This is a genomic window from Homoserinimonas aerilata, assembly GCF_006716125.1.
GTDB classification, from domain to species: Bacteria; Actinomycetota; Actinomycetes; order Actinomycetales; family Microbacteriaceae; genus Homoserinimonas; species Homoserinimonas aerilata.
The window spans coordinates 781,700-800,644 of the sequence record NZ_VFOM01000001.1 but is presented as its reverse complement, the minus strand read 5'-3'; the positions used below and the strand labels follow the sequence as shown (position 1 = coordinate 800,644).

General features: G+C 66.4%; 24 protein-coding genes, 2 tRNA genes and 1 pseudogene. 16 read left to right on the top strand and 11 right to left on the bottom strand.

The features are described 5' to 3' along the window. Positions 1 to 142: 142 nt before the first annotated feature. On the bottom strand, positions 143 to 685 hold the full coding sequence (gene ssb / locus FB562_RS03795; protein ID WP_141879927.1) for a single-stranded DNA-binding protein: 543 nt from the start codon (positions 683 to 685) through the stop codon (positions 143 to 145). A 99-nt stretch (positions 686 to 784) separates the two neighbouring features. After that, a complete protein-coding gene (locus FB562_RS03790) occupies positions 785 to 997 on the bottom strand; it encodes a methyltransferase (RefSeq protein ID WP_141879926.1) in 213 nt (70 codons plus the stop codon). Between the two features lie 172 nt (positions 998 to 1,169). Between FB562_RS03790 and FB562_RS03785 the strand changes: the two genes are divergently transcribed. From FB562_RS03785 to FB562_RS03770, 4 genes are all read left to right on the top strand, one after another. Beyond that, positions 1,170 to 2,186 carry an aldo/keto reductase gene (locus tag FB562_RS03785; protein ID WP_141879925.1) on the top strand — a complete coding sequence of 339 codons (1,017 nt, stop codon included), beginning with the start codon at positions 1,170 to 1,172 and terminating at the stop codon, positions 2,184 to 2,186. A gap of 7 nt (positions 2,187 to 2,193) precedes the next feature. Beyond that, positions 2,194 to 3,144, top strand: a complete 951-nt coding sequence (locus FB562_RS03780; protein ID WP_141879924.1) for a DMT family transporter — start codon at positions 2,194 to 2,196, stop codon at positions 3,142 to 3,144. Positions 3,145 to 3,270: 126 nt separating this feature from the next. Next, positions 3,271 to 3,531 carry a hypothetical protein gene (locus tag FB562_RS03775; protein WP_141879923.1) on the top strand — a complete coding sequence of 87 codons (261 nt, stop codon included), beginning with the start codon at positions 3,271 to 3,273 and terminating at the stop codon, positions 3,529 to 3,531. Between the two features lie 98 nt (positions 3,532 to 3,629). Next, the gene (locus tag FB562_RS03770) at positions 3,630 to 4,565 is read left to right on the top strand and encodes a hypothetical protein (RefSeq protein ID WP_185740450.1); all 936 of its coding nucleotides are present in this window, start codon (positions 3,630 to 3,632) and stop codon (positions 4,563 to 4,565) included. Between the two features lie 178 nt (positions 4,566 to 4,743). Here FB562_RS03770 and FB562_RS03765 read toward each other — a convergent pair. From FB562_RS03765 to FB562_RS03755, 3 genes are all read right to left on the bottom strand, one after another. Continuing rightward, positions 4,744 to 4,816 (bottom strand) — tRNA-Arg (locus FB562_RS03765). Positions 4,817 to 4,863: 47 nt separating this feature from the next. After that, the gene (locus FB562_RS03760; protein WP_185740449.1) at positions 4,864 to 5,124 is read right to left on the bottom strand and encodes a thioredoxin family protein; all 261 of its coding nucleotides are present in this window, start codon (positions 5,122 to 5,124) and stop codon (positions 4,864 to 4,866) included. A 92-nt stretch (positions 5,125 to 5,216) separates the two neighbouring features. Continuing rightward, positions 5,217 to 5,486 carry an oligoribonuclease gene (locus FB562_RS03755; RefSeq protein WP_141879922.1) on the bottom strand — a complete coding sequence of 90 codons (270 nt, stop codon included), beginning with the start codon at positions 5,484 to 5,486 and terminating at the stop codon, positions 5,217 to 5,219. A 111-nt stretch (positions 5,487 to 5,597) separates the two neighbouring features. Here FB562_RS03755 and orn point away from each other — a divergent pair, with 111 nt between their 5' ends. The 5 genes from orn to FB562_RS03730 all read left to right on the top strand — a co-directional run bounded on the left by orn (position 5,598) and on the right by FB562_RS03730 (position 7,577). Then, on the top strand, positions 5,598 to 6,218 hold the full coding sequence (gene orn, locus FB562_RS03750; RefSeq protein ID WP_141879921.1) for an oligoribonuclease: 621 nt from the start codon (positions 5,598 to 5,600) through the stop codon (positions 6,216 to 6,218). Between the two features lie 44 nt (positions 6,219 to 6,262). Then, a tRNA-His gene (locus FB562_RS03745) sits at positions 6,263 to 6,338 on the top strand. A 101-nt stretch (positions 6,339 to 6,439) separates the two neighbouring features. After that, positions 6,440 to 6,724, top strand: a complete 285-nt coding sequence (clpS, locus tag FB562_RS03740; protein WP_141879920.1) for an ATP-dependent Clp protease adapter ClpS — start codon at positions 6,440 to 6,442, stop codon at positions 6,722 to 6,724. A gap of 9 nt (positions 6,725 to 6,733) precedes the next feature. Beyond that, a complete protein-coding gene (locus FB562_RS03735) occupies positions 6,734 to 7,234 on the top strand; it encodes a DUF2017 domain-containing protein (RefSeq protein ID WP_141879919.1) in 501 nt (166 codons plus the stop codon). Next, positions 7,227 to 7,577: a metallopeptidase family protein gene (locus FB562_RS03730; protein ID WP_141879918.1), complete on the top strand. Its 351-nt coding sequence runs from the start codon at positions 7,227 to 7,229 to the stop codon at positions 7,575 to 7,577. The genes FB562_RS03735 and FB562_RS03730 overlap by 8 nt, the downstream gene beginning before the upstream one ends. Before the next feature lie 9 nt (positions 7,578 to 7,586). Here FB562_RS03730 and dinB read toward each other — a convergent pair whose 3' ends face one another. The 3 genes from dinB to FB562_RS03715 are packed head-to-tail and all read right to left on the bottom strand — an operon-like array spanning position 7,587 to position 10,447. Continuing rightward, positions 7,587 to 8,816 carry a DNA polymerase IV gene (dinB, locus tag FB562_RS03725; RefSeq protein WP_141879917.1) on the bottom strand — a complete coding sequence of 410 codons (1,230 nt, stop codon included), beginning with the start codon at positions 8,814 to 8,816 and terminating at the stop codon, positions 7,587 to 7,589. 56 nt (positions 8,817 to 8,872) lie between these two features. Further along, positions 8,873 to 9,709, bottom strand: coding sequence for a glycosyltransferase family 2 protein (locus tag FB562_RS03720; protein ID WP_141879916.1), 837 nt, complete (start codon positions 9,707 to 9,709; stop codon positions 8,873 to 8,875). A 30-nt stretch (positions 9,710 to 9,739) separates the two neighbouring features. Continuing rightward, a complete protein-coding gene (locus FB562_RS03715; RefSeq protein WP_221625358.1) occupies positions 9,740 to 10,447 on the bottom strand; it encodes a M23 family metallopeptidase in 708 nt (235 codons plus the stop codon). 349 nt (positions 10,448 to 10,796) lie between these two features. On the opposite strand from FB562_RS03715, the gene FB562_RS03710 reads away from it, so the two are divergent. Beyond that, positions 10,797 to 11,354, top strand: a complete 558-nt coding sequence (locus tag FB562_RS03710; protein WP_141879914.1) for a YceI family protein — start codon at positions 10,797 to 10,799, stop codon at positions 11,352 to 11,354. Positions 11,355 to 11,449: 95 nt separating this feature from the next. Here the strand turns inward: FB562_RS03710 and FB562_RS03705 are convergent, their stop codons facing one another. Further along, positions 11,450 to 12,388 (bottom strand): cation diffusion facilitator family transporter, encoded by a 939-nt coding sequence (locus FB562_RS03705; protein ID WP_141879913.1) that lies wholly within the window; start codon positions 12,386 to 12,388, stop codon positions 11,450 to 11,452. A 60-nt stretch (positions 12,389 to 12,448) separates the two neighbouring features. After that, positions 12,449 to 13,315 (bottom strand): non-homologous end joining protein Ku, encoded by an 867-nt coding sequence (gene ku, locus FB562_RS03700; protein ID WP_141879912.1) that lies wholly within the window; start codon positions 13,313 to 13,315, stop codon positions 12,449 to 12,451. On the opposite strand from ku, the pseudogene FB562_RS13955 reads away from it, so the two are divergent. From FB562_RS13955 to FB562_RS03690, 3 genes and pseudogenes are all read left to right on the top strand, one after another. After that, positions 13,290 to 13,679: pseudogene (locus FB562_RS13955) on the top strand (DUF6518 family protein); the annotation flags it as partial. The gene ku and the pseudogene FB562_RS13955 sit on opposite strands and share 26 nt — an antisense overlap. Positions 13,680 to 13,749: 70 nt before the next feature. After that, positions 13,750 to 14,118 carry a DUF6518 family protein gene (locus FB562_RS03695; RefSeq protein ID WP_141879911.1) on the top strand — a complete coding sequence of 123 codons (369 nt, stop codon included), beginning with the start codon at positions 13,750 to 13,752 and terminating at the stop codon, positions 14,116 to 14,118. A 56-nt stretch (positions 14,119 to 14,174) separates the two neighbouring features. Further along, positions 14,175 to 16,700 carry an ATP-dependent DNA ligase gene (locus tag FB562_RS03690; RefSeq protein WP_141879910.1) on the top strand — a complete coding sequence of 842 codons (2,526 nt, stop codon included), beginning with the start codon at positions 14,175 to 14,177 and terminating at the stop codon, positions 16,698 to 16,700. A 22-nt stretch (positions 16,701 to 16,722) separates the two neighbouring features. Here the strand turns inward: FB562_RS03690 and FB562_RS03685 are convergent, their stop codons facing one another. Further along, positions 16,723 to 16,935 carry a hypothetical protein gene (locus FB562_RS03685; RefSeq protein ID WP_141879909.1) on the bottom strand — a complete coding sequence of 71 codons (213 nt, stop codon included), beginning with the start codon at positions 16,933 to 16,935 and terminating at the stop codon, positions 16,723 to 16,725. Positions 16,936 to 17,142: 207 nt separating this feature from the next. On the opposite strand from FB562_RS03685, the gene FB562_RS03680 reads away from it, so the two are divergent. From FB562_RS03680 to FB562_RS03670, 3 genes are all read left to right on the top strand, one after another. Then, positions 17,143 to 17,412, top strand: coding sequence for a DUF7218 family protein (locus tag FB562_RS03680; protein WP_141879908.1), 270 nt, complete (start codon positions 17,143 to 17,145; stop codon positions 17,410 to 17,412). Positions 17,413 to 17,475: 63 nt separating this feature from the next. Next, entirely contained in the window at positions 17,476 to 18,576 is a 1,101-nt protein-coding gene (zapE, locus tag FB562_RS03675) for a cell division protein ZapE (protein ID WP_141879907.1), read from the top strand. 108 nt (positions 18,577 to 18,684) lie between these two features. Then, positions 18,685 to 18,930, top strand: coding sequence for a hypothetical protein (locus FB562_RS03670; RefSeq protein WP_141879906.1), 246 nt, complete (start codon positions 18,685 to 18,687; stop codon positions 18,928 to 18,930). Positions 18,931 to 18,945 lie beyond the last annotated feature (15 nt).

Below are 18,945 nucleotides of genomic sequence, written 5' to 3'. Positions count from 1 at the left end.
CGCACAGCGATGTCCTCTCAACTGCCCGGGGCCCGCGTGCGCGGTGCAGCATCGGGAGCGTGCTGCGGATTGGCGTCACGATTCTAGGTGAGTTGCGCACAGGGGGCGGCGCCCGCCGCAGCGGTGGGCGCCGCCCGTTCGATCAGAACGGCACGTCCGCGAGCTCGGCATCCGCCCGCTCGGGAGCAGTGGGCGCCTCGGAAGCGTCGGTCGTGTGGGACTGCTGTGATGCATCCGCAACCTCCGAAACAGCCCAGCCGCCGGAGTCGGCGTCTGAACCGCTGCCGCCCTGTGACTGCGTCGCCTCGGCATCCGACTCCCGCGAGGCCGCAATGCTGCGGGTGAACGAGGACGTGCCCCAGAGGAGGTCGTGGCCGATCGACTCGGCCTCGACCTCGACGGAGATGCCCTTGCGCTGGCCGTCCGCCCACTCGCGCACGCGCATCCGTCCGGAGATGAGCACCCGCTGGCCCTTGACCAGCGAGACGGAGACGTTGGTGGCGAGGCGCCGGAACGCGGTCACCGTGTACCAGTTGGTGTCGCCGTCGACCCACGACTGCTTGGAGCGGTCGTAGCGTCGTTGGGTCGACGCGAGCCTGAAGCTCGTGATGGAGAGTCCTTCGCCTGTCGTCAGGTGTTTGGGGTCCGTGGCGACGAGGCCTGTGAGTGTGATGGTGTCAGTCATGACGCCAGTCTGCTCAGCCGATGACCGCTGTGGCGGGCCGTCGGGCGATCAGGGGACAACCGCTCGCAGCGACCGCCGGTTGAGGAGAAGAGGCCGAGCTCAGTGTTCCTTGAACTCCGGCCATGGCGTGCCCGGCAGCAGGCTGGCGTGCAGGGCGCTCTTCGCCACATCGAGCGCGGGGAACACTCCCCTGTACTCGCTGTCGTCGAGCAGCTTGTAGGTGTAACCGCCCTCGACGGAATGCACCGTTCCGACAGCACCGGCCTCGCCGAACGCCACCCAGGTCTTGCCTGTCAGAGTCACATCACCCATGATGATCTCCTTCTCGAATCGAGACGAACTGCGTACTGATCCGACCCTATGCCGGTGCACCGACAGGGTCGAGGGCTTGTCGGCACATTACGAGGCGACCGGCCTCGACAACGGCATCAGAACCGCGGATGCGACAGCCACATTCGGTGCCCTGCGGCCCTAGGCTGGTCTGGTGACTGTTCCCAGCGACTACGCCCCCGCATCCGACCGTTATGACTCCACCGAGTACGCGAGGGTGGGCCGCAGCGGTCTCAAACTCCCGACGATCTCGCTCGGGCTGTGGAACAACTTCGGAAACGACCGCCCGATCGACACGCAGCGGGCCATCATCCGCCGCGCCTTCGACCTCGGCATCACCCACTTCGACCTGGCCAACAACTATGGCCCTCCCGGAGGCTCCGCCGAGAGCAACTTCGGGCGCATCCTGCACGAAGACCTGCTGCCGTACCGCGACGAACTGATCATCTCGTCGAAGGCCGGCTACCACATGTGGCAGGGCCCGTACGGGGAATGGGGTTCGCGCAAGAACCTGCTCGCCTCCCTCGACCAGAGCCTCGGACGCCTCGGCCTCGACTACGTCGACATCTTCTACTCGCACCGCCCCGACCCCGACACCCCCATCGAGGAGACCATGGGCGCTCTGGCGACCGCCGTCACCTCCGGCCGTGCACTCTATGCCGGCATCTCCAACTACAGCCCCGAGCAGACGCGGGCGGCCCATGCCGCCATCGCCGAGCACAAGGTTCCCCTGGTGATCCACCAGCCGCGGTACAACATGTTCGACCGCCACATCGAGAACGGCCTGTTCCCGGTGCTCGACGAACTCGGCATGGGCAGCATCGTGTTCTCCCCGCTCGCGCAGGGCATGCTCACCGACCGCTACCTGAAGGGCATCCCGAGCGACTCCCGCGCCGCTGAGGGTCGCTGGATCAGCGAGAGCAACATCGACGAGACCTACCTGCAGCGGGTCAGAGGCCTGGGCGAGATCGCAGCCGGCCGCGGCCAGAGCATCGCGCAGCTCGCGCTCAGCTGGGTGCTGCGCCAGCCGCAGGTGACCTCGGCCCTCATCGGGGCGAGCAGCGTCGCCCAGCTGGAGAACAGCTTCGCCGCAGCATCCGCCCCCGCCCTCACCGACGACGAACTGGCCGCGATCGAGCCGCTCGCCGTCGACGGCACCGCAAGGGCCTGATACCCCCTTGGGCTACGTCTACGCGCTGCTCGCGGCGGTGCTGTTCGGGGTCAACGGGAGCGTCACCAAGGTCGTCGTCGATGCGGGGCTCGACCCCGCCCAACTGACCCTGTTCAGGGTGGCCGGAACCGCTGTGATCGCCGGAGGCATCCTGCTGGTGATGAACCGTGACGCGTTCAGGGTGAGCCTGCGGCAGCTCGCCATCCTCTCGCTTCTCGGCGTGACCGGGGTGGCCCTCCTGCAGTACTTCTACGCGGTCGCGCTCAGCCGGCTGCCCGTGGGTATAACCCTCCTGATCGAGTACACGGCCGTGCTCATGGTCGCCGTCGTCGCGTTCTTCTTCTTCAAGGAGAAGGTGCGGGCCCGGCTGTGGGTGGCGATCGGATGCGTTCTGGTGGGCCTCGCCGTCGTGGCCCGCATCTGGGCGAACGAGCTCGACCCGTTCGGGGTTGCGATGGCGTTCGGCGCGGCGGTCGCGCTGACCATCTACTTCTTGGGCGGCGAGCGGGAGGTCGGCAAGACATCGCCCATGGCGGTCGCCTTCTGGGCGATGTCGGCGGCGACCGTGTTCTGGCTGCTGTTCAGCGGATGGTGGACGCTCGACCCCGGCATGTTCGGCGAGGCCGTGTCGTTGGGCGGCAATCTGGCCGACGCGGTGGTGCCGCTGTGGGTTCCGCTGCTGTGGAACATTCTGCTCGGGTCGTTCGCGCCGTTCTTCCTGTCGCTGCTTGCGCTCAGATATCTCAGTGCGACGGCCGCCGGCGTCGTGGCGACGGCCGAAGTGATCTTCGCGTTCCTGTTCGCCTGGCTGTGGCTGGGTGAGGGTCTGGATGCCGTGCAGATGCTCGGCGCCGGCGTCGTTCTCGTGGGCATCGTGCTCGCCCAGACGGCACGCGTCGACAAGGTCGTGGATGCCGACCTGGCCCTCATCGACGACCCGGATGCCGCGCTCAGCTGAGTCCGCCCGGGTCGCGCTGTCAGCTGTTCCGCACCATCAGGGCATCGGATGTCGGTGGTCGCGCCTATCGTCACAGTGACAAGTCCGGGGCCGGCCGGAGAAGCCACCGTATTTCAGGAGAAACCGATGATCACGCTCGACTTCGCCCCCGGCACCGCATCCGCCGCGCACAGCAGCACCTCCGGCATCGTGCTTGTACCCCTTGCCTCGGGCATGTGGCGCGTGACGCGGCCCGACGGTGAGGTGCTCGGTTACGTCGACGCGGTGCAGGCTGCGGATGGCGAGAGGTTCAGGGCCAAGCGCATCAGCGCGCGCCTGCGTCGCTTTGTTGTCATCGGTGAGTTCTGGCGCATGGACGAGGCGCTCGAGTGCTTCACCATGGGCTGAGCCGGGCTTCTGCGGGCGCCACAACATGAGCGCCACCCAGTTGAGCGACACGCGCCGACGCCACCGATATGTACCCCATACGGGGATAACATCACCCCATGCAGTGGTGGAATGATTTCGTAACCTGGTTCAACTCCGATGAGGGTTGGCAGATCGTCTCGACGGCGATCATTCCGTTCGTCGCGATCGTCGTCGCCGGCCTCGTCGCAGCCCTGATCGGGCGCGCGAGCACCCGACGGGTGATCTCGCTGACCGATCGCGAGCGTCGCATCGCCACCGTGACCGCGCTGATCAGCGCAGCACGGCGTGCCTCCAAGTGGAACACGCTTTCGGTGCCGGAGCAGCAGCATGCCGAGCATCTCGTGCACGAAGCGGACACGCGCATCCGTCTGCTCCCCATCCCGGGCACCGCGCTTGCGGCGGACTGGGCCGCGCATGAGATCGCGCAGATGAAGAAGAACTCCGTCAACTTCAGCTTTCAGGCCGATCAGTCGCTGATCGAGTTCCGCGACCGGCTGGTGGAGTGGCAGGCGAAGCCGAGCCGCGCGAAGAAGCTCTTCAAGGGCGATCTGGACACGTGGGCGTACGAGTCGACACTCGTCGATCAGGATCTCGTCACGAAGCAGCAGGAGTGGGCTCGCCGTCAGGTCAACGAGACCGGCCCGATTGCCGTCAGCCCTGCCTCGCCTTCGACGACGCCCGCCGTCGCTCCCCCCGCGGTGTCACCTGCGGTGACGCCTGCCGCGTCATCCGGCAGCGCCGCTCAGGCAGGCTTCGAGCGCCCTGCAGCTGTCGCCACCGCGGAGTCGTCCACGCCTGCTGCGGAGCCACGCAAGCCCTTCAGCTGGGGCGCATCGCGCACGTCAGCGGCGTCGCCTGTTGCCACTCCCCCGGCGTCGACGCCCGAGCCGGCTGCTCCCGCGACGCACAGTGTCGACGTGCCCTCCAACCCGGATGACACCTCGTTCACGGCTCCCGGCCCCGTGTCGGCGGAGACGGTGCGCAAGCGCATCAACCCCGACGACGCCTACTGATCCGCAGCTGCAATAAGCACTCTCCGCTTAGTACGGCTGTGTTTTGTCGCGACGGCGGCGAAATTTTCCACAGCCGTCGCGACAAAGTACAGCCGTCGGGTCAGGAACAAGATGTGCCCCCGGCAGGATTCGAACCTGCGACCAAGAGATGAGAAGCACCGCGAGATCTTCTCCAAAGTGCCCCCGGCAGGATTCGAACCTGCGACCAAGAGATTAGAAGGCTCCTGCTCTATCCCCTGAGCTACGGAGGCGTGGGGCGCTTCAACGATACAGCAGCTGCCGTGTCGCTTTCGTGGCGTCAGATGGCCTGCGCGAGCGCGGTGAGCACCTGGTTGAGGGTGGGCACGCCTTCTGCTCGGAACACCTCTTCGTCGTTGCCGTCGAGCACGACGATGGTCGGCGTCACCCGGATGCCGGCACGTTCTGCCTCCGCTGAGTTCTGGGCGACGTCGAGGTCGGCGATCTTCGCGGCGGGCACCAGCTTGGATGCCTCATCGAGCACCGCCCTCGTGTGGATGCACGGGTCGCAGAAGGCGGAGGAGAAGAGGATCAGTTGCACGTTGGGGTGCAACGACGCAGGGGCCGCAGGGATTCCCGATGCGAGGTCACGTGTGCCCGGGGCATCCGCTCTCCTGCTGCCGGTGCGTCGTTTCAGTCGCGGTCTTCGGGATCTTCGACTGCTTCGCTGTCCTTGGCGTCGTAGCTGTAGGTGACATGGTAGACGCCGCCCACTTCACGCCAGCTGGCGGCGTCGTAGTTGATGAGTGTCTCGTTGCCGGCCTCGGCCGCGAGCACGGTCAGCTCGTCGTCCCAGCTGCCGTCTGTGCTGATCCTGCGGTCGGTCTGCCCGTCGCTGGGTCCGCCGGAGTAGATCACGATGTATTCGTCGCCTTTGGCGAGCTTCGGCTTGGCTTCACTCATGGTCTTGTTCTACCACCTCGGGGGCGCTGCTGCGAGAAGCTCGCCGCATTCGTGTGCTGCGCACAGCCACGCGCGGCGGCTCGTGTCGCCGCCCGACTGTAGGCTGAGGGGATGGCTGGTAGCACGGATCGTCTCGTTTGGATCGACTGCGAAATGACGGGGCTCGATCTCGTCAACGATGAGCTCGTCGAGGTGGCGGTCGTCATCACCGACTATGAGCTGAGGCTGATCCATCCGGGCTTCTCGATCGTCATCAAGCCAGACCAGTCGGCGCTCGACAACATGGGCGACTTCGTGCGCAACATGCACACCGAGTCGGGGCTGCTGGAGGAGATCCCGAACGGGGTCAGCCTGGCGGATGCCGAGTTCGCGGTCAACGAGTACATCCTCGAGCATGTGCCGACCGCGGGGGTTGCCCCTCTCGCCGGCAACACCATCGGCACCGACCGCGCTTTCATCGCCAAGTACATGCCGCGGGTGGATGCGCACCTGCACTACCGCAGCGTTGACGTGTCGTCGATCAAGGAGCTCGCACGCCACTGGTTCCCGCGCGTGTACTTCAATGCGCCGGCCAAGAACGGCGGCCACAGGGCCCTCGCCGACATCTTGGAGTCGATCCGCGAGCTCGGGTATTACCGGCGCGCGGTGTTCGTCTCCGAGCCGGGCCCGACCACGGAGGAGCTCGTGCGGGTGTCGTCGTCTGTGGTGGAGGAATTCAGCTCCCGTCTGTAATAGACTCCTCTGGTGGCTCCGCACCTTGCGTGCGGGGAGACATGGTGGGCGTAGCTCAGTTGGTAGAGCGCTGGCTTGTGGTGCCGGATGTCGCGGGTTCGAGTCCCGTCGTTCACCCCAATGTGATGTCTCAGGACATCCCGATCGGCCCGGGTTGGCATGTGTGCCAGCCCGGGCCGATTCTGTTTTCTGCGCCTGCGGCACTGTGACAGGCTGGTTGCATGCCCCAGACGCTTGAACGCCACGACACGGAAACGGTGACGACCCCCGAGTCCCCGTGGGCGGCGCTCGTCTGGAACGACCCCGTCAACCTCATGTCGTACGTCTCCTACGTCTTCCGCAGTTACTTCGGCTACGCGCCGGCGGAGGCGGAACGGCTGATGCTGCAGGTTCACCTCGAGGGCAAGGCGGTCGTGGCGACGGGCGGCCGTGAGCAGATGGAGCGCCACGTTGAGGCGATGCATGATTTCGGTCTGTGGGCGACACTCAGCAGGGTCGATGGCTGAGGTGCGAAAGTGAGACGATTCGAGCGCGCCGACGACGGCACCATGGTGGCGGTGGCGGATGCAGATGAGCGGGCGCTTCTGGAGAGCCTGGTCACGCAGGTGGGCGGCCTGGTGATGGAGGGCGGCGATGTCGCATCCGATCCGGCGCTGCTCAGGCTTCTGCCGGATGCCTACCCGGATGACGCGGAGGGCTCGGCGGAGTTCCGCAGGCTGACCGCGGCGGGGCTGCTGCAGCGCAAGTCCGACAACGCGCGCACCGTGTTGCGAACATTGGAGGCGGCATCCGACTCTGGTGAGGTGCGGCTCGATGCGCAGGAGGCCGGCGCGTGGCTTCGCGTGCTCACCGATGTGCGCCTCATCGTGGCCACCCGCCTCGGCATCGACACGGAGGACGACGATGCGGGACGTGACGTCGACCCGATGATGCGCGATGTCTACGACTGGCTCGGCTTCATTCAGAATTCGCTCGTGGAGGCCCTCGACTCGCCTGCGGGCGGCGTCGATGCTTGAGCTGAGCGCGGAGGAGTTCGAGCGACTCGTCGTCGACGAGCTCGACCTGCTGCCCGACGACATGGTCGACGGCCTCGACAATGTGGTGTTCGTCACCGAGGACCGCCCCGAAGACGGCTCACTCGATCTGCTGGGGCTGTACGAGGGCGTCGCGCTCACCGATCGCGGCCAGTACGGCTTCGGCGAACTGCCCGATCGCATCATCCTCTTTCGGGAGCCGCTGCTCGCCATCTGCGCTGACATCGACCAGCTGAAGGAGGAGATCCACGTGACACTCGTGCACGAGATCGCCCACTTCTACGGCATCGACGACGCGCAACTGCACGAGCTCGGCTGGGGCTGACGCCTTCGCTCAGGCGGGCCGCTCGGGCGGTGCCTTGCTGAACAGCGAGGCGGGGCGCAGCGTGTCACGACCGAACTTCTGGGCGACGCCGTCGATCGTGCGCTCGGCCTCGCGCCATCCGTCGTGCTCATCCCACAGCGCGAGCGCCTCGCCGCCCGCGGGGGCGAGCTGCTCGGCGCGCACACCGATGAGACGCACGGGCGGATGCTCCCCCAGCGCCTCGAGACTGGATCGCGCCTCCGCGTAGATGGCCCGGCCGAGATCGGTCGGTTCTGCCAGTTTGCGCGAGCGGCTGAGGGTGGTGAAGTCGGCGTAGCGGAGCTTGAGCGCGATGGTGCCGCCGGTGAGCCCAGCGGAGCGCAGGCGCACGGCCACCCGGTTCGACAGGCGCAGGAGTTCGCGGTGCAGAATGGCGTCGTCGACGACATCCGTCTCGAATGTCACCTCGTGGCTGATGCTCTTCTCCTCGCGGCCGGGGGTGACGGCGCGCGGGTCGATGCCGCGCGACAGCTCGTAGAGCCTCAGCCCGAGCGCATCACCGAGCCCGCGCTGCAGCGAGTCGAGTGGGGTCACGGCGATGTCGCCGATCGTGTGCAGCGCCCTGCGGGTGAGCGCCTGCTCCGTCGCCGCCCCGACGCCCCACAGGGCGGAGACGGGCAGCGGGTGCAGAAAGGAGAGCGTCTGCTCGGCCGGGATCACGAGCACGCCATCAGGCTTGGCCCGACCGGATGCGAGCTTGGCGACGAACTTGGTGGCTGCGGCGCCCACAGAGCAGGCCAGCCCTGTCTCCTCCCTCACCCTGGCGCGGATGAGCCGCGCGATGTCGGCGGGCGAGCCAAGCACCTTGCCCGCGCCGGAGACGTCGAGGAAGGCCTCATCGATGCCGAGCCGTTCCACGGATGGCGTCATCTGGTCGAAGACATCCATGACGATGCTCGAGAAGTGGCGGTACTTCTCGAAATGCGGCTCCAGAACGACCGCGTGCGGGCAGCGTCGCAGGGCCTGCGCGAGCGGCATCGCCGAACGCACCCCGAACTTGCGGGCAGGATAGTTGGCGGCGCTCACAACCGAGCGGGCCGAGTTGTGCGCAATGACGACGGGCCTGTCGACGAGCTCCGGCCGCTCCAGCAGCTCGACGGAGGCGAAGAAGGCATCGAGGTCGACGTGCAGGATGGGCGCACTCCAGCTGTCGACGGTGTCGGCGCTGACCTGCCGCGCACTGCCATCCTGCTTGCCCATCAGTTCAGGCTAGTCGGCGCCACCGACATCCCTCGGCACCGTCTGATGGTCATGTGTCAGTCGAGCGCCGGCGTGCGAGCGACGAGCGCACGCGCCCTCTGGTCGACCGTTCGCAACGTCTTGGCGAAGGGGTAGATCGCCAGGAACACCCACATGGGCGCGCGCAGCACCGGGTTGCTGAGGCCGTGTCGGGTGAAGGTGCGGTCGAAGCGGTGCGCGTAGTAGTGAAAGTCACTGGGCGAGTCCTCGAGACGGCGGGCAGACATCCCACTGACCATCGTCGGCACGTAGGCGATGGTCAGTTCGTGCGCCCGCAGGTGCAGCGAGAGGTCGATGTCCTCGTGCATCACGTCGGCCTCGTCGATGCAGGCCTCGTGACGGATCTGCTGCCATGCCTCCCGGCGGATGGCCATGTTGCTGCCGAACAGAAAGCGGTAATCGCCGAGGATGCGCAGCATGAGCCGCCGCACGCTGTCGTCAGCTTTGAGGCCGAATCTCTTCATCGGCATGTCGTAGTAGAGCACGGGGCCCGTCGCGGCCGACACACCCTCATCCTGGAACGCCTTCTGCACCTCGTCGACCCAGTTCGGTTCGACGACGGAGTCGGCGTCGATGCGGCCGATGACGTCACCGCGGGCGCTGTCGATGCCGAAGTTGCGGGTGGGCACGAGCCCCTGCGTCGCATCCTGCTGAAGATAGATGAGTGAGCTGCCGTCGAACTCCTTCTGGAGTTCGCGCACGATCTCGGCCGTGCGATCCGTCGACCTGTTGTCGACGACGATGACTTCGAGGGCGGGGCGCGTCTGCAGGAGCGCCGCGGTGACACAGGCCCGAATGCTGGCCTCTTCGTTGTAGGCGGGGATGACGATTGAAACCGAAGGGTTTGGTGTCATGGCCTCAATCTACTGGCAGAGCGCTCCCGACTACCCGATTCGGGCAGCGATCCACGCATAGGGGTTGACCGAGGCTCCCCCGCCGGGGTGCAGCTCGAAATGCAGGTGTGCCCCCTGCGCGTTTCCTGTCGCACCGACGGCGCCGATCACCTGGCCAGCCTCGAGCTGCTGGCCGGCGCTCAGATTCATCGAGCCGGCCTGCAGATGCGCGTAGACGGCGGTGACGAGCTGCCCGTCGATCACATGGTCGATCACGAGGTGCACGCCGAAGTCTCCGCTCGTGGAGGCCTCGCGCACCGTGCCGGCGGCGATCGACTGGATCGGCGTTCCGGCCCCGGGGAATATGTCTATTCCCTCATGGAATGTGGAGTGGCATCCGGAGCATGAGCGCGGCCCGTAGCCGCTGGCGATCCCGATGCCGGGGGCAACCGGGTACACGAGGGTGGGCAGCAGCGTTGCCGTGTAGCTGTCGGGTGCGAGCGGTGCAATATCGGGCACGGATGCGATGACGAGCGACTGCGACGGCACCTGCGGTTCGCCCACGACCCCCTCGATCGTCTGCGCTGCGGCGGGCAGCGCCGCTCCCAGCCCGGTCGCGAGAACGAATGCGCCCGTCACGAGCGCGAAACGGGGCCTGAGTCGCTTGACGCCGTGCACATAGCCGATCCTGCGCTGCAGGGCGGGTGGGAGGCTCGGCAGCGTATCGCCACGATTCTGGTGCACAGCATTCTGGGGCACGCCAAGGCGTGGGGATGTAACGATTGGGGGCACGCGGGCTTTCCTTTATCTTTGCCCTGTGGCTGCGGTCGGGCCGCTGCCGGGCATACTTCGGGATGCACTCGCTCATGCCTGATGTCACGACATGGCGCGCTGGTCATCAATGGGGGGGGGTGTGGTTTCTGCGCGGAGCACTTCGCTCGGCCATCTGGGCCTGAGGGAAGCCGGGGCATCCGCGAACCGACATTTCAGTAAACCCGAGGAAGCTCCGCGCAAGCTGAGAACACCGTCAGCGGCGCGAAAACAAACATTCAGGAAATTTTGCGCAAGATCAGGAATATCTCCCATTTGCATGCGGTTGCATGGAGTCATGACCATCACCACTGAAACCCACCCCCAGTACATCGCCGGCACCTGGAAGCTCGACCCGGCGCACTCCACGGTGTCGTTCAGCGTCAAGCACCTCATGATCAGCAAGGTCCGTGGCACCTTCGACATCGTCGACGCCACGATCGTCACCGCTGAGAACCCGGCCGACAGCACGATCGAGGCCACAATCGACCTCGCATCCGTCAACACCAACCTGGCCGACCGCGACAACCACCTGCGCACAGGCGACTTCTTCAAGATCGACGAGTTCCCCACGGCGACGTTCCGCTCGCACGGGCTCATCGCCAACGGAGACGACTTCACCCTCGAAGGTGAACTCACGCTGCGCGGCGTCACCAAGCCGATCACCCTCAAGGGCGAGTTCGGCGGCGTCATCACCGACGGCTACGGCCAGACCAAGGCGGCCGCAAGCGCCACCACCAAGATCAACCGCCACGACTTCGGCGTCAGCTGGAATGCGGCCCTCGAGGCCGGCGGCGTGACCCTCGGCGACGACGTCACCATCTCGCTCGACCTGCAGGTCGTGCTGCAGAAGTAGTCCCCCCTGAAGACAAGGGCCCCCGCCGATTGGCGGGGGCCCTTTCACATTTGCAGACGGCGACATTCGCAGACGGCGACATTCGCCGACGGCGGCTATGGGTGCTGCAGCGGCTCGTGCGCCGCATGCTCGGCCGGTTCCAGCTGGAACGTCGAATGCTCCACGTCGAAATGTTCGCTGAGGCATTCGCCGAGCGCGTCGAGCAGCGCGCCGGTCTCCCCCTTCGCGAAGACGGATGCCTCCACCACGACATGCGCCGAGAACACGTTCTGCCCCGGTGTCAGCATCCAGACGTGCACGTCGTGCACGTCGACGACGCCGGGCCGCGACAGCACATGCTCCCGGATGAGCGCCACATCGGTTCCGCGCGGCGTCGCCTGGCTGAGCACCAGCACCACCTCGCGGAGCAGGCTGTACGCGCGCGGCAGGATCAGGATGGCGATGGCCAGCGAGGCGATCGCATCCGCTGCAAGGAAGCCCGTGGTCATGATCACGATGGCCGCGATGATGACGGCGACTGAGCCGAAGAGGTCGCCCAGCACCTCGAGGTAGGCGCCGCGCATGTTGATCGTGGAGTTCGCCCCGCCGCGCAGCACCAGCAGCGCGGCGAGGTTCGCGAGCGCTCCGATCACGGCGACGACGAGCATCAGCAGTCCTTCAACATGCTGTTCGCCCGGCTGGAGCAGGCGCGAGAAGGCCTCCACGACGACGTACACGACGACCCCGACGAGGATCGCCGCGTTGATGAATGCCGCGAACACCTCCACCCGCCGGTGACCGAACGTCTGCCGGTCGCTGGGCGGCCGTGCGGCGATGACGGTTGCGACGAGGGCGATGACGAGCGCCGCAACATCCGAGAGCATGTGCCCGGCATCGGCGAGCAGCGCGAGGGAACCAGAAAGGATGGCGCCGACGGCCTGCACGACGAAGACCGTGCCGATTATGGCGATCGCGATCACCAGTCGGCGGCGATTCGCCGTTCCGACGTGGTCGTGCCCGCGCGAGGGGCCGTGCGCATGATCGTGGGTTGCCATCACCCCAACTCTAGGAAGCCACGCTCGACAACTCCAGCGGCCTGCTCGCGGCGCGCCGTGTCACGCCGATTTCTTGCGTGTGCCCTTCGAACTGCCGCTGGTGGCAGGCTTCTTGCGTGTCTTCGCGGCCGGTGCCTTCTTGCCGCGGCTCTTCTCGACGCTCCTCCGCAGGGCTTCCATGAGGTCGAGTACCTCTCCATCGGTGTCGTCCTCGCCCTCTTCCCCGAACGTCGCATCCGTGTCGAGGGCCTCGCCCTTCTTCAGCTTCGCCTCGATCAACTCGCGAAGCTGCTCCTGATAGTCGTCGCTGAAACGGCTCGGATCGAAGTCGTTCTCGAACGACTCGACGAGTTCGGCAGACATCTCGAGCTCCTTCGCCGATATCCGCACGCGCTCGTCGAGGGAGGGGAACGCCGCATCCCGTACCTCGTCGTCCCAGAGCAGCGACTGCAGCATCAGCACATCACCACGCACCCTCAGCGCGCCGAGGCGCGTCTTCTGACGCAACGCGAAATGCACTATCGCCGTGCGATCGGTCTTCTCGAGGGTGCGACGCAGCAGCACATACGCCTTCGTCGACTTCGAGTCCGGTTCGAGAAAGTAGCTGCGCTCGAACATGATCGGGTCGAGTTGGTCTGACGGTACGAACTCGACCACGTCAATCTCACGGCTCTTCTCCTCCGGCAGCGAGCTCAGATCGTCTTCCGTGAGCACCACGGTCCGCTCGCCATCGTCATAGGCCTTGTCGATGTCGTCATAGTCGATCGCCTTGCCACAGATCTCACAGCGGCGTTGATAGCGGATGCGCCCGCCATCCTTGTCGTGCACCTGGTGCAGCGAGATGTCGTGGTCTTCGGTCGCGCTGTAGACCTTGACCGGAACGTTGACAAGGCCGAACGCGATGGCACCCTTCCAGATGGCTCTCATGGCAGCCATTCTGGGCCCGAATCATCCGCATGAGCAGCTTTCGGAGAGAACGTGGAGGTGGGGCGACACGTTACCGTGGCGTATGAGCCATGAGAGCAGCACGGCACGACAGCGGCGCGGATTCTTCGTCACCGATCGGCCACACACCCCGGCTGGCACGGTCGCCATCGGGCTGTTCGGCGGTGCGCTGCTCGGCGCGGCGGCCTGGTGGTTGCACGGTGCGCTGCCACAACCGTGGAACACGCTCGCCAACACGAGCGCGCTCTGGGGACTCGTCGCCGCAGCCGCCGTGCTACTGCAGCGGGCGCATGGCCTGCTCGCACTCGTCACGGGGATGGCGTCGCTGCTGGGGATGACCGGGACGTTCGGTGCCCTCGATGCCGCGTCGCCGAGAGAGGTCACCGAACGTCACGGGGATGGCGTCGCTGCTGGGGATGACCGGGACGTTCGGTGCCCTCGATGCCGCGTCGCCGAGAGAGGTCACCCTCTACCTCGTCGTCGGGGTCGTGGCCGGCGCGCTGTTCGGCCTCGCCGCATCCGTCGTCGACTCCGATCGGTGGCAGTACCGCACATTCGCAGCCGGGGTGCTCGGTGGCGTCATCACCGGAGAGGGCCTGTACGGCATTGCCGTCGTCGACGTGTCGGGGCCGCAATGGTGGCTGGAGTTGACCCTCGGGCTGCTGATCGCCGCGCTCATCGGGCGCGGATGGATGTCACGGATGCTGTCGCTCGGTACGGCCGCGATCGTCGCGCTTTCACTCCTCAGCGCATACGCGCTCTACGACGCCGCCATGCTCGCATAACTCCGCTTGTGATGTGAATCCCTCCGAAGCGCAAGAAGGCGGCGCAGTATGGGGGCATGGCGACAGCACAGCGGGCCGACGGCAGCCAGACGGTCACGATCGACGGTCACAGGCTGAAGCTCACACACCTCGACAAGGTCATCTACCCCGAGACCGGTACGACCAAGGCCGACGTGCTCGACTATCTCGCCCGGATAGCTGATGTGATGATCCCCCACATGGCGAACCGACCGGCGACGCGCAAGCGCTGGGTGAACGGAGTCGGCACGGCAGAGAAACCCGGGCAACTGTTCTTCCAGAAGAATCTCGACGAGTCGACGCCGAAGTGGGTGAAGCGTCGCGACATCCAGCACAAGGACCATGTCAACTCCTATCCACTCGTGAACGATCTGGCGACGCTCACGTGGCTGGGCCAGATCTCGGCGCTCGAGATCCATGTGCCGCAGTGGCAGTTCGGCCGAACCGGCGTGCAGAAGAACCCCGACAGGCTCGTGCTCGACCTCGACCCGGGCGACGGCGTCGGACTGCAGGAGTGCGCGGAGGTGGCACGCCTGGCCCGAAGCATCCTCCAGGGCATGGGACTCGATCCGCTGCCGGTGACGAGCGGCAGCAAGGGAATCCACCTGTATGCCGCCCTCGACGGCAAGCAGACATCGGATGACGTCAGCGCGGTCGCCCACGAACTCGCGCGCGCCCTCGAGGCCGACCATCCCGACCTCGTCGTCAGCGACATGAAGAAATCCCTGCGGACGGGACGTGTGCTCGTCGACTGGAGCCAGAACAGCGCCTCGAAGACAACAGTCGCGCCGTACTCGCTGCGAGGACGGCTGCATCCCATGGTGGCAGCGCCGCGCACCTGGCGGGAACTGGCATCCGCCGACCTTCGGCAGCTCGACTACACCGAGGTGCTCGCGCGAGTGAAACGGCGCGGAGACCCCCTCGCAGGGCTCACGGCCGGCCATCTGCAGTCGCTCGAGCCGACGAGCGAGCGGATGGACGGCTTCGACGCGACCGAAGAGACGGAGCGCCGCCTGGCCATCTATCGCAGCAAGCGCGACGCGTCGAAAACGAAGGAACCGATGGGTGAAACGGCCGCAAAGGGCACGAAACGCGCGAAATCGGGCAATTCTCCTGCGTTTTCGGCGGATCCCACGTTCGTGATCCAGGAGCACCATGCGAGCCGGTTGCACTGGGACTTCAGGCTCGAGCACGAGGGCGTCCTCGTGAGCTGGGCCCTCCCCACGGGCGTTCCAACCGATACGAAATCGAACCATCTTGCGGTGCAGACCGAGGACCATCCGCTCGAGTACGGCGCGTTCGAGGGCAGCATTCCCGAAGGCGAATACGGTGCGGGTGATGTGACCATCTGGGACGCCGGAAGCTACGAGCTCGAGAAATGGCGCGACGACGAAGAAATCATCGCGACCCTCCACGGTGAGAAGCACGGCACGAACCGATACGCGCTCATCCATACCGGCGGCGACGGCCGAGCCGCGAACAACTGGCTCATCCACCTCATGAAGGCACAGCCCGCAGAAAACGGCACAGACGCCGAAACCACCGGCAAGAAGACACCGGCGAAGAAGACCAAACCCCATGCGAAGGGTTCGTGGAGGTCCCCCGCAGCCATGCTCGCTACCCTGGGAGGACCCGGCGATCTCATACGCATTCGCGAAGCGGATGCCGAGGAGTGGGCGTTCGAGATGAAGTGGGACGGCATCCGTGCCATCGCCGTCGTCGAGGGGAATGTCGCGCGGCTGATCAGCCGCAACGGCAACGACCTCACGGTGAGCTACCCCGAGCTCGCCGTCCTCACATCCGCCGTCGACGCTGATGCGATCATCGACGGCGAGATCGTCGCCCTGAACCGCCGCGGACGCCCCGACTTCGGCCTGCTGCAGACCCGCATGAAGCTCACGCGTAAGGCGGATGTCGAGAAGGCGATGACATCCGCCCCCGTACAGTTCATGGCGTTCGACGTTCTACAGGTCGCCGGCGAGAGCGTCATGAAGAACGACTACGACCACCGTCGCGAGATCCTCGAGAACCTCGTACGAGAGAAGGGGCCGATCGCGGTACCGCCCGCGTTCCCGGGGGACCTCGACACGGCGATGGCGAGCAGCCTCGAACTCGGCCTCGAGGGTGTCATGGCCAAACGCCGAGACGGACGCTATCAGCCCGGGCGGCGATCGAGCGGCTGGGTGAAACTGAAGCACCACCGCAGCCAGGAGGTCATCGTCGTCGGTTGGCTGCCCGGAGCTGGTTCACGATCGGGAAGGATCGGTTCCCTCCTGCTGGGGGTGCCCGACGGAGAGAGCCTGCGCTACGTCGGCCGTGTGGGCACCGGCTTCAGCGAAAAACAGCTCGACGAGACGCTCGTGCGGCTGCGCCGAATCGAACGCAAGACGCCGGCGCTCAACGACGTACCGGCATCCGACGCCCGCGACGCCCATTGGGTGACACCCTCGCTCGTCGGCGAGGTCGAGTTCGCCGAGTGGACCCCGACGAGACGACTTCGCCAGCCGAGTTGGCGCGGCTGGCGACCCGACAAGGACCCCGTCGACGTCGAAGCCGAAGGATGAGGGTCGGTATCCGGCTCCCGGCTCAGCCGAGCTTGCCGCAGGCGCTCTCGAAGCTTGCGTATTCGCCGACGACCTGCCCGTGACAATCCGTCACGCGGTAGCCAGCACCCCACAGTTTCTCCACGAGGCCGGCGAAGTCCTGTTCACGCCGTGCCAGCCACACCCCGGATGCCATCTCCGTCCAGGCGAGAGCGACCGCAGAGTGCGTCGTGCCCATGTCGACAACAGAAGTCATAGCAACACTCCCTATCTCACCCGAGAGCGCCGTACGCGGTGGGACCGTGTGCCCCTGTGCGGCGCCCTTCCCCGGCGTCCTGACCCGATCCGGTCCGGTTCGCCTAAGGCTCACGGTACCCCTGAACGGGGTACATGACAACAGGGAGAACGCTGACAGGCCGGTGCCCATATCAGGGGTACCGTGACGGGCGGAAAGGACATCGCCATGACGCCCAGATCGAAGGACTCCCACCTGAAGAAGCCGGAGATGTACGAAGAGCTCCGCGACGACGGAATGAGCAAGCAGAAGGCAGCCCGAATCTCGAACGCAGCCGCGAAGGAGGGAGCATCCGCCGTCGGCCGCCGCGGCGGCGAGGCAGGTTCGTACGACGACTGGACAGTTCCACGGCTGCGGGAGAAAGCGAAGGACATCGGCCTGCACGGCTACTCGAAATGGAAGAAGTCGAAGCTGATCGACGAACTTCGCAACAGTTGAGAGGCCTCCAGACGGCTGGGAGCGTGTGAAACCGGATGCCATCGGCACGCTAGCGTTGAGAAGGTGACCTCCGCCCGCCGCACCGCCTCGAGCATCCGCGAATCCATGCTCACCACCGCGACAGATTCAGGGCTCACCCTCGACGTCGAGCAGTTGGCCGCCGTTGATGCGCTCGCACAGTTCGGCGCCACGGTGCTGCGTCACGCGGGCGACAGCGAGCGGCAGCCGAGCGGCCTGTACCTGTGGGGAACCGTCGGCCGCGGCAAGACCTGGCTTGCGGATGCATTCTTCGCCGCGATCGCGGTCGAACCCAAGCGGCGCCTCCACTTCCACTCCTTCTACCGCCAGCTTCAGCGCGACCTCTACCGGGGCGACGGACCACCGCCGCCCGGCGCGATCGACACCGCCATCGACGAGCTGCTCGACGGGGTCGAACTGCTCTTCTTCGACGAATTCCACCTGCACGATGCCGGCGACGCGACACTCGCCCTGCGGATGCTCAAAGAACTCGCCGACCGGGGCGTCCCCCTGCTCGCAACCTCCAACTATGCACCCGCAGCCCTGCTGCCCGACCCCATGTACCACCACCTCTTCGCCCGCGGCACAGCGCTCATCGAGGACGTGTTCACGGTGGTGCCGCTCGGCGGCGACACCGACTACCGCCGCATGGAGCAGCCCGACGAGGTGCGCAGCGGCTTCGCCCGCGGCAGCTGGCAGGTTCCCGGCCTGAAGCCGCGCCCCGAGCCGGAGGAGAGCACGCAGCTACACTCCGGCGGGCACACCTTCATCGCCAGCCGCGCAGACCGCGACGAGCTGTGGTTCACCTTCTCTGAGCTGTGCGAGTCGCCCACGACTGCGGGCGACTACCTCGCGTGGGCGGAGCAGTGGCGCCGCTGGGTCGTCGAGGCCGTGCCACGCCTCACCGACTGCACACCGCAGGCCAGGCAGCGCTTCCTCAACCTCATCGATGTGCTCAACGACCGCGGCGTCGAGACGACGTTCATCAGCCACCTCAGCCCAGAGCAGGTGCTCGAGGGCGGGCGGGCGCCCACCGCGCGCGGCGCCGCCGCCGATCGCGAGGAGCTCGGGCTCGGGCTCGACGGGCTGCCCATCGACGTGGCACGCACGGCCAGCCGCCTCGCCCTGCTGCGCCGCATCCTGTAGCCCGCAGTTCCCCAAATGTCCTTGATGGGGCATCCGGATGCCCGTAGGGTCGTCGGCATGGACGAACGCACCGAACATGGAGAGCACCCGGTGCAAGGACCTCCCGTCATGGCTCCCGCGACAGAGGCCATGCCCGGCAGCGCCATTGGGGCCGTCACACTCGGAGCGATCGGCACGCTGCTGATCCCGCTCGCTCTCGTCCCGGTACTCCTCGGCATGGCGGGGCTCGCCGCGGCGGTCACTGCTCGTGGGGAGATCGTGCGGAACGGTCGCCGAGGCGCCGGGCTGTCACTCGCCGGGTTCATGCTGTCGCTTGCGGCGACCGCTGGCGGGCTGCTCGGCCTTCTCGGCTGAGCCGATCCCGCCGTT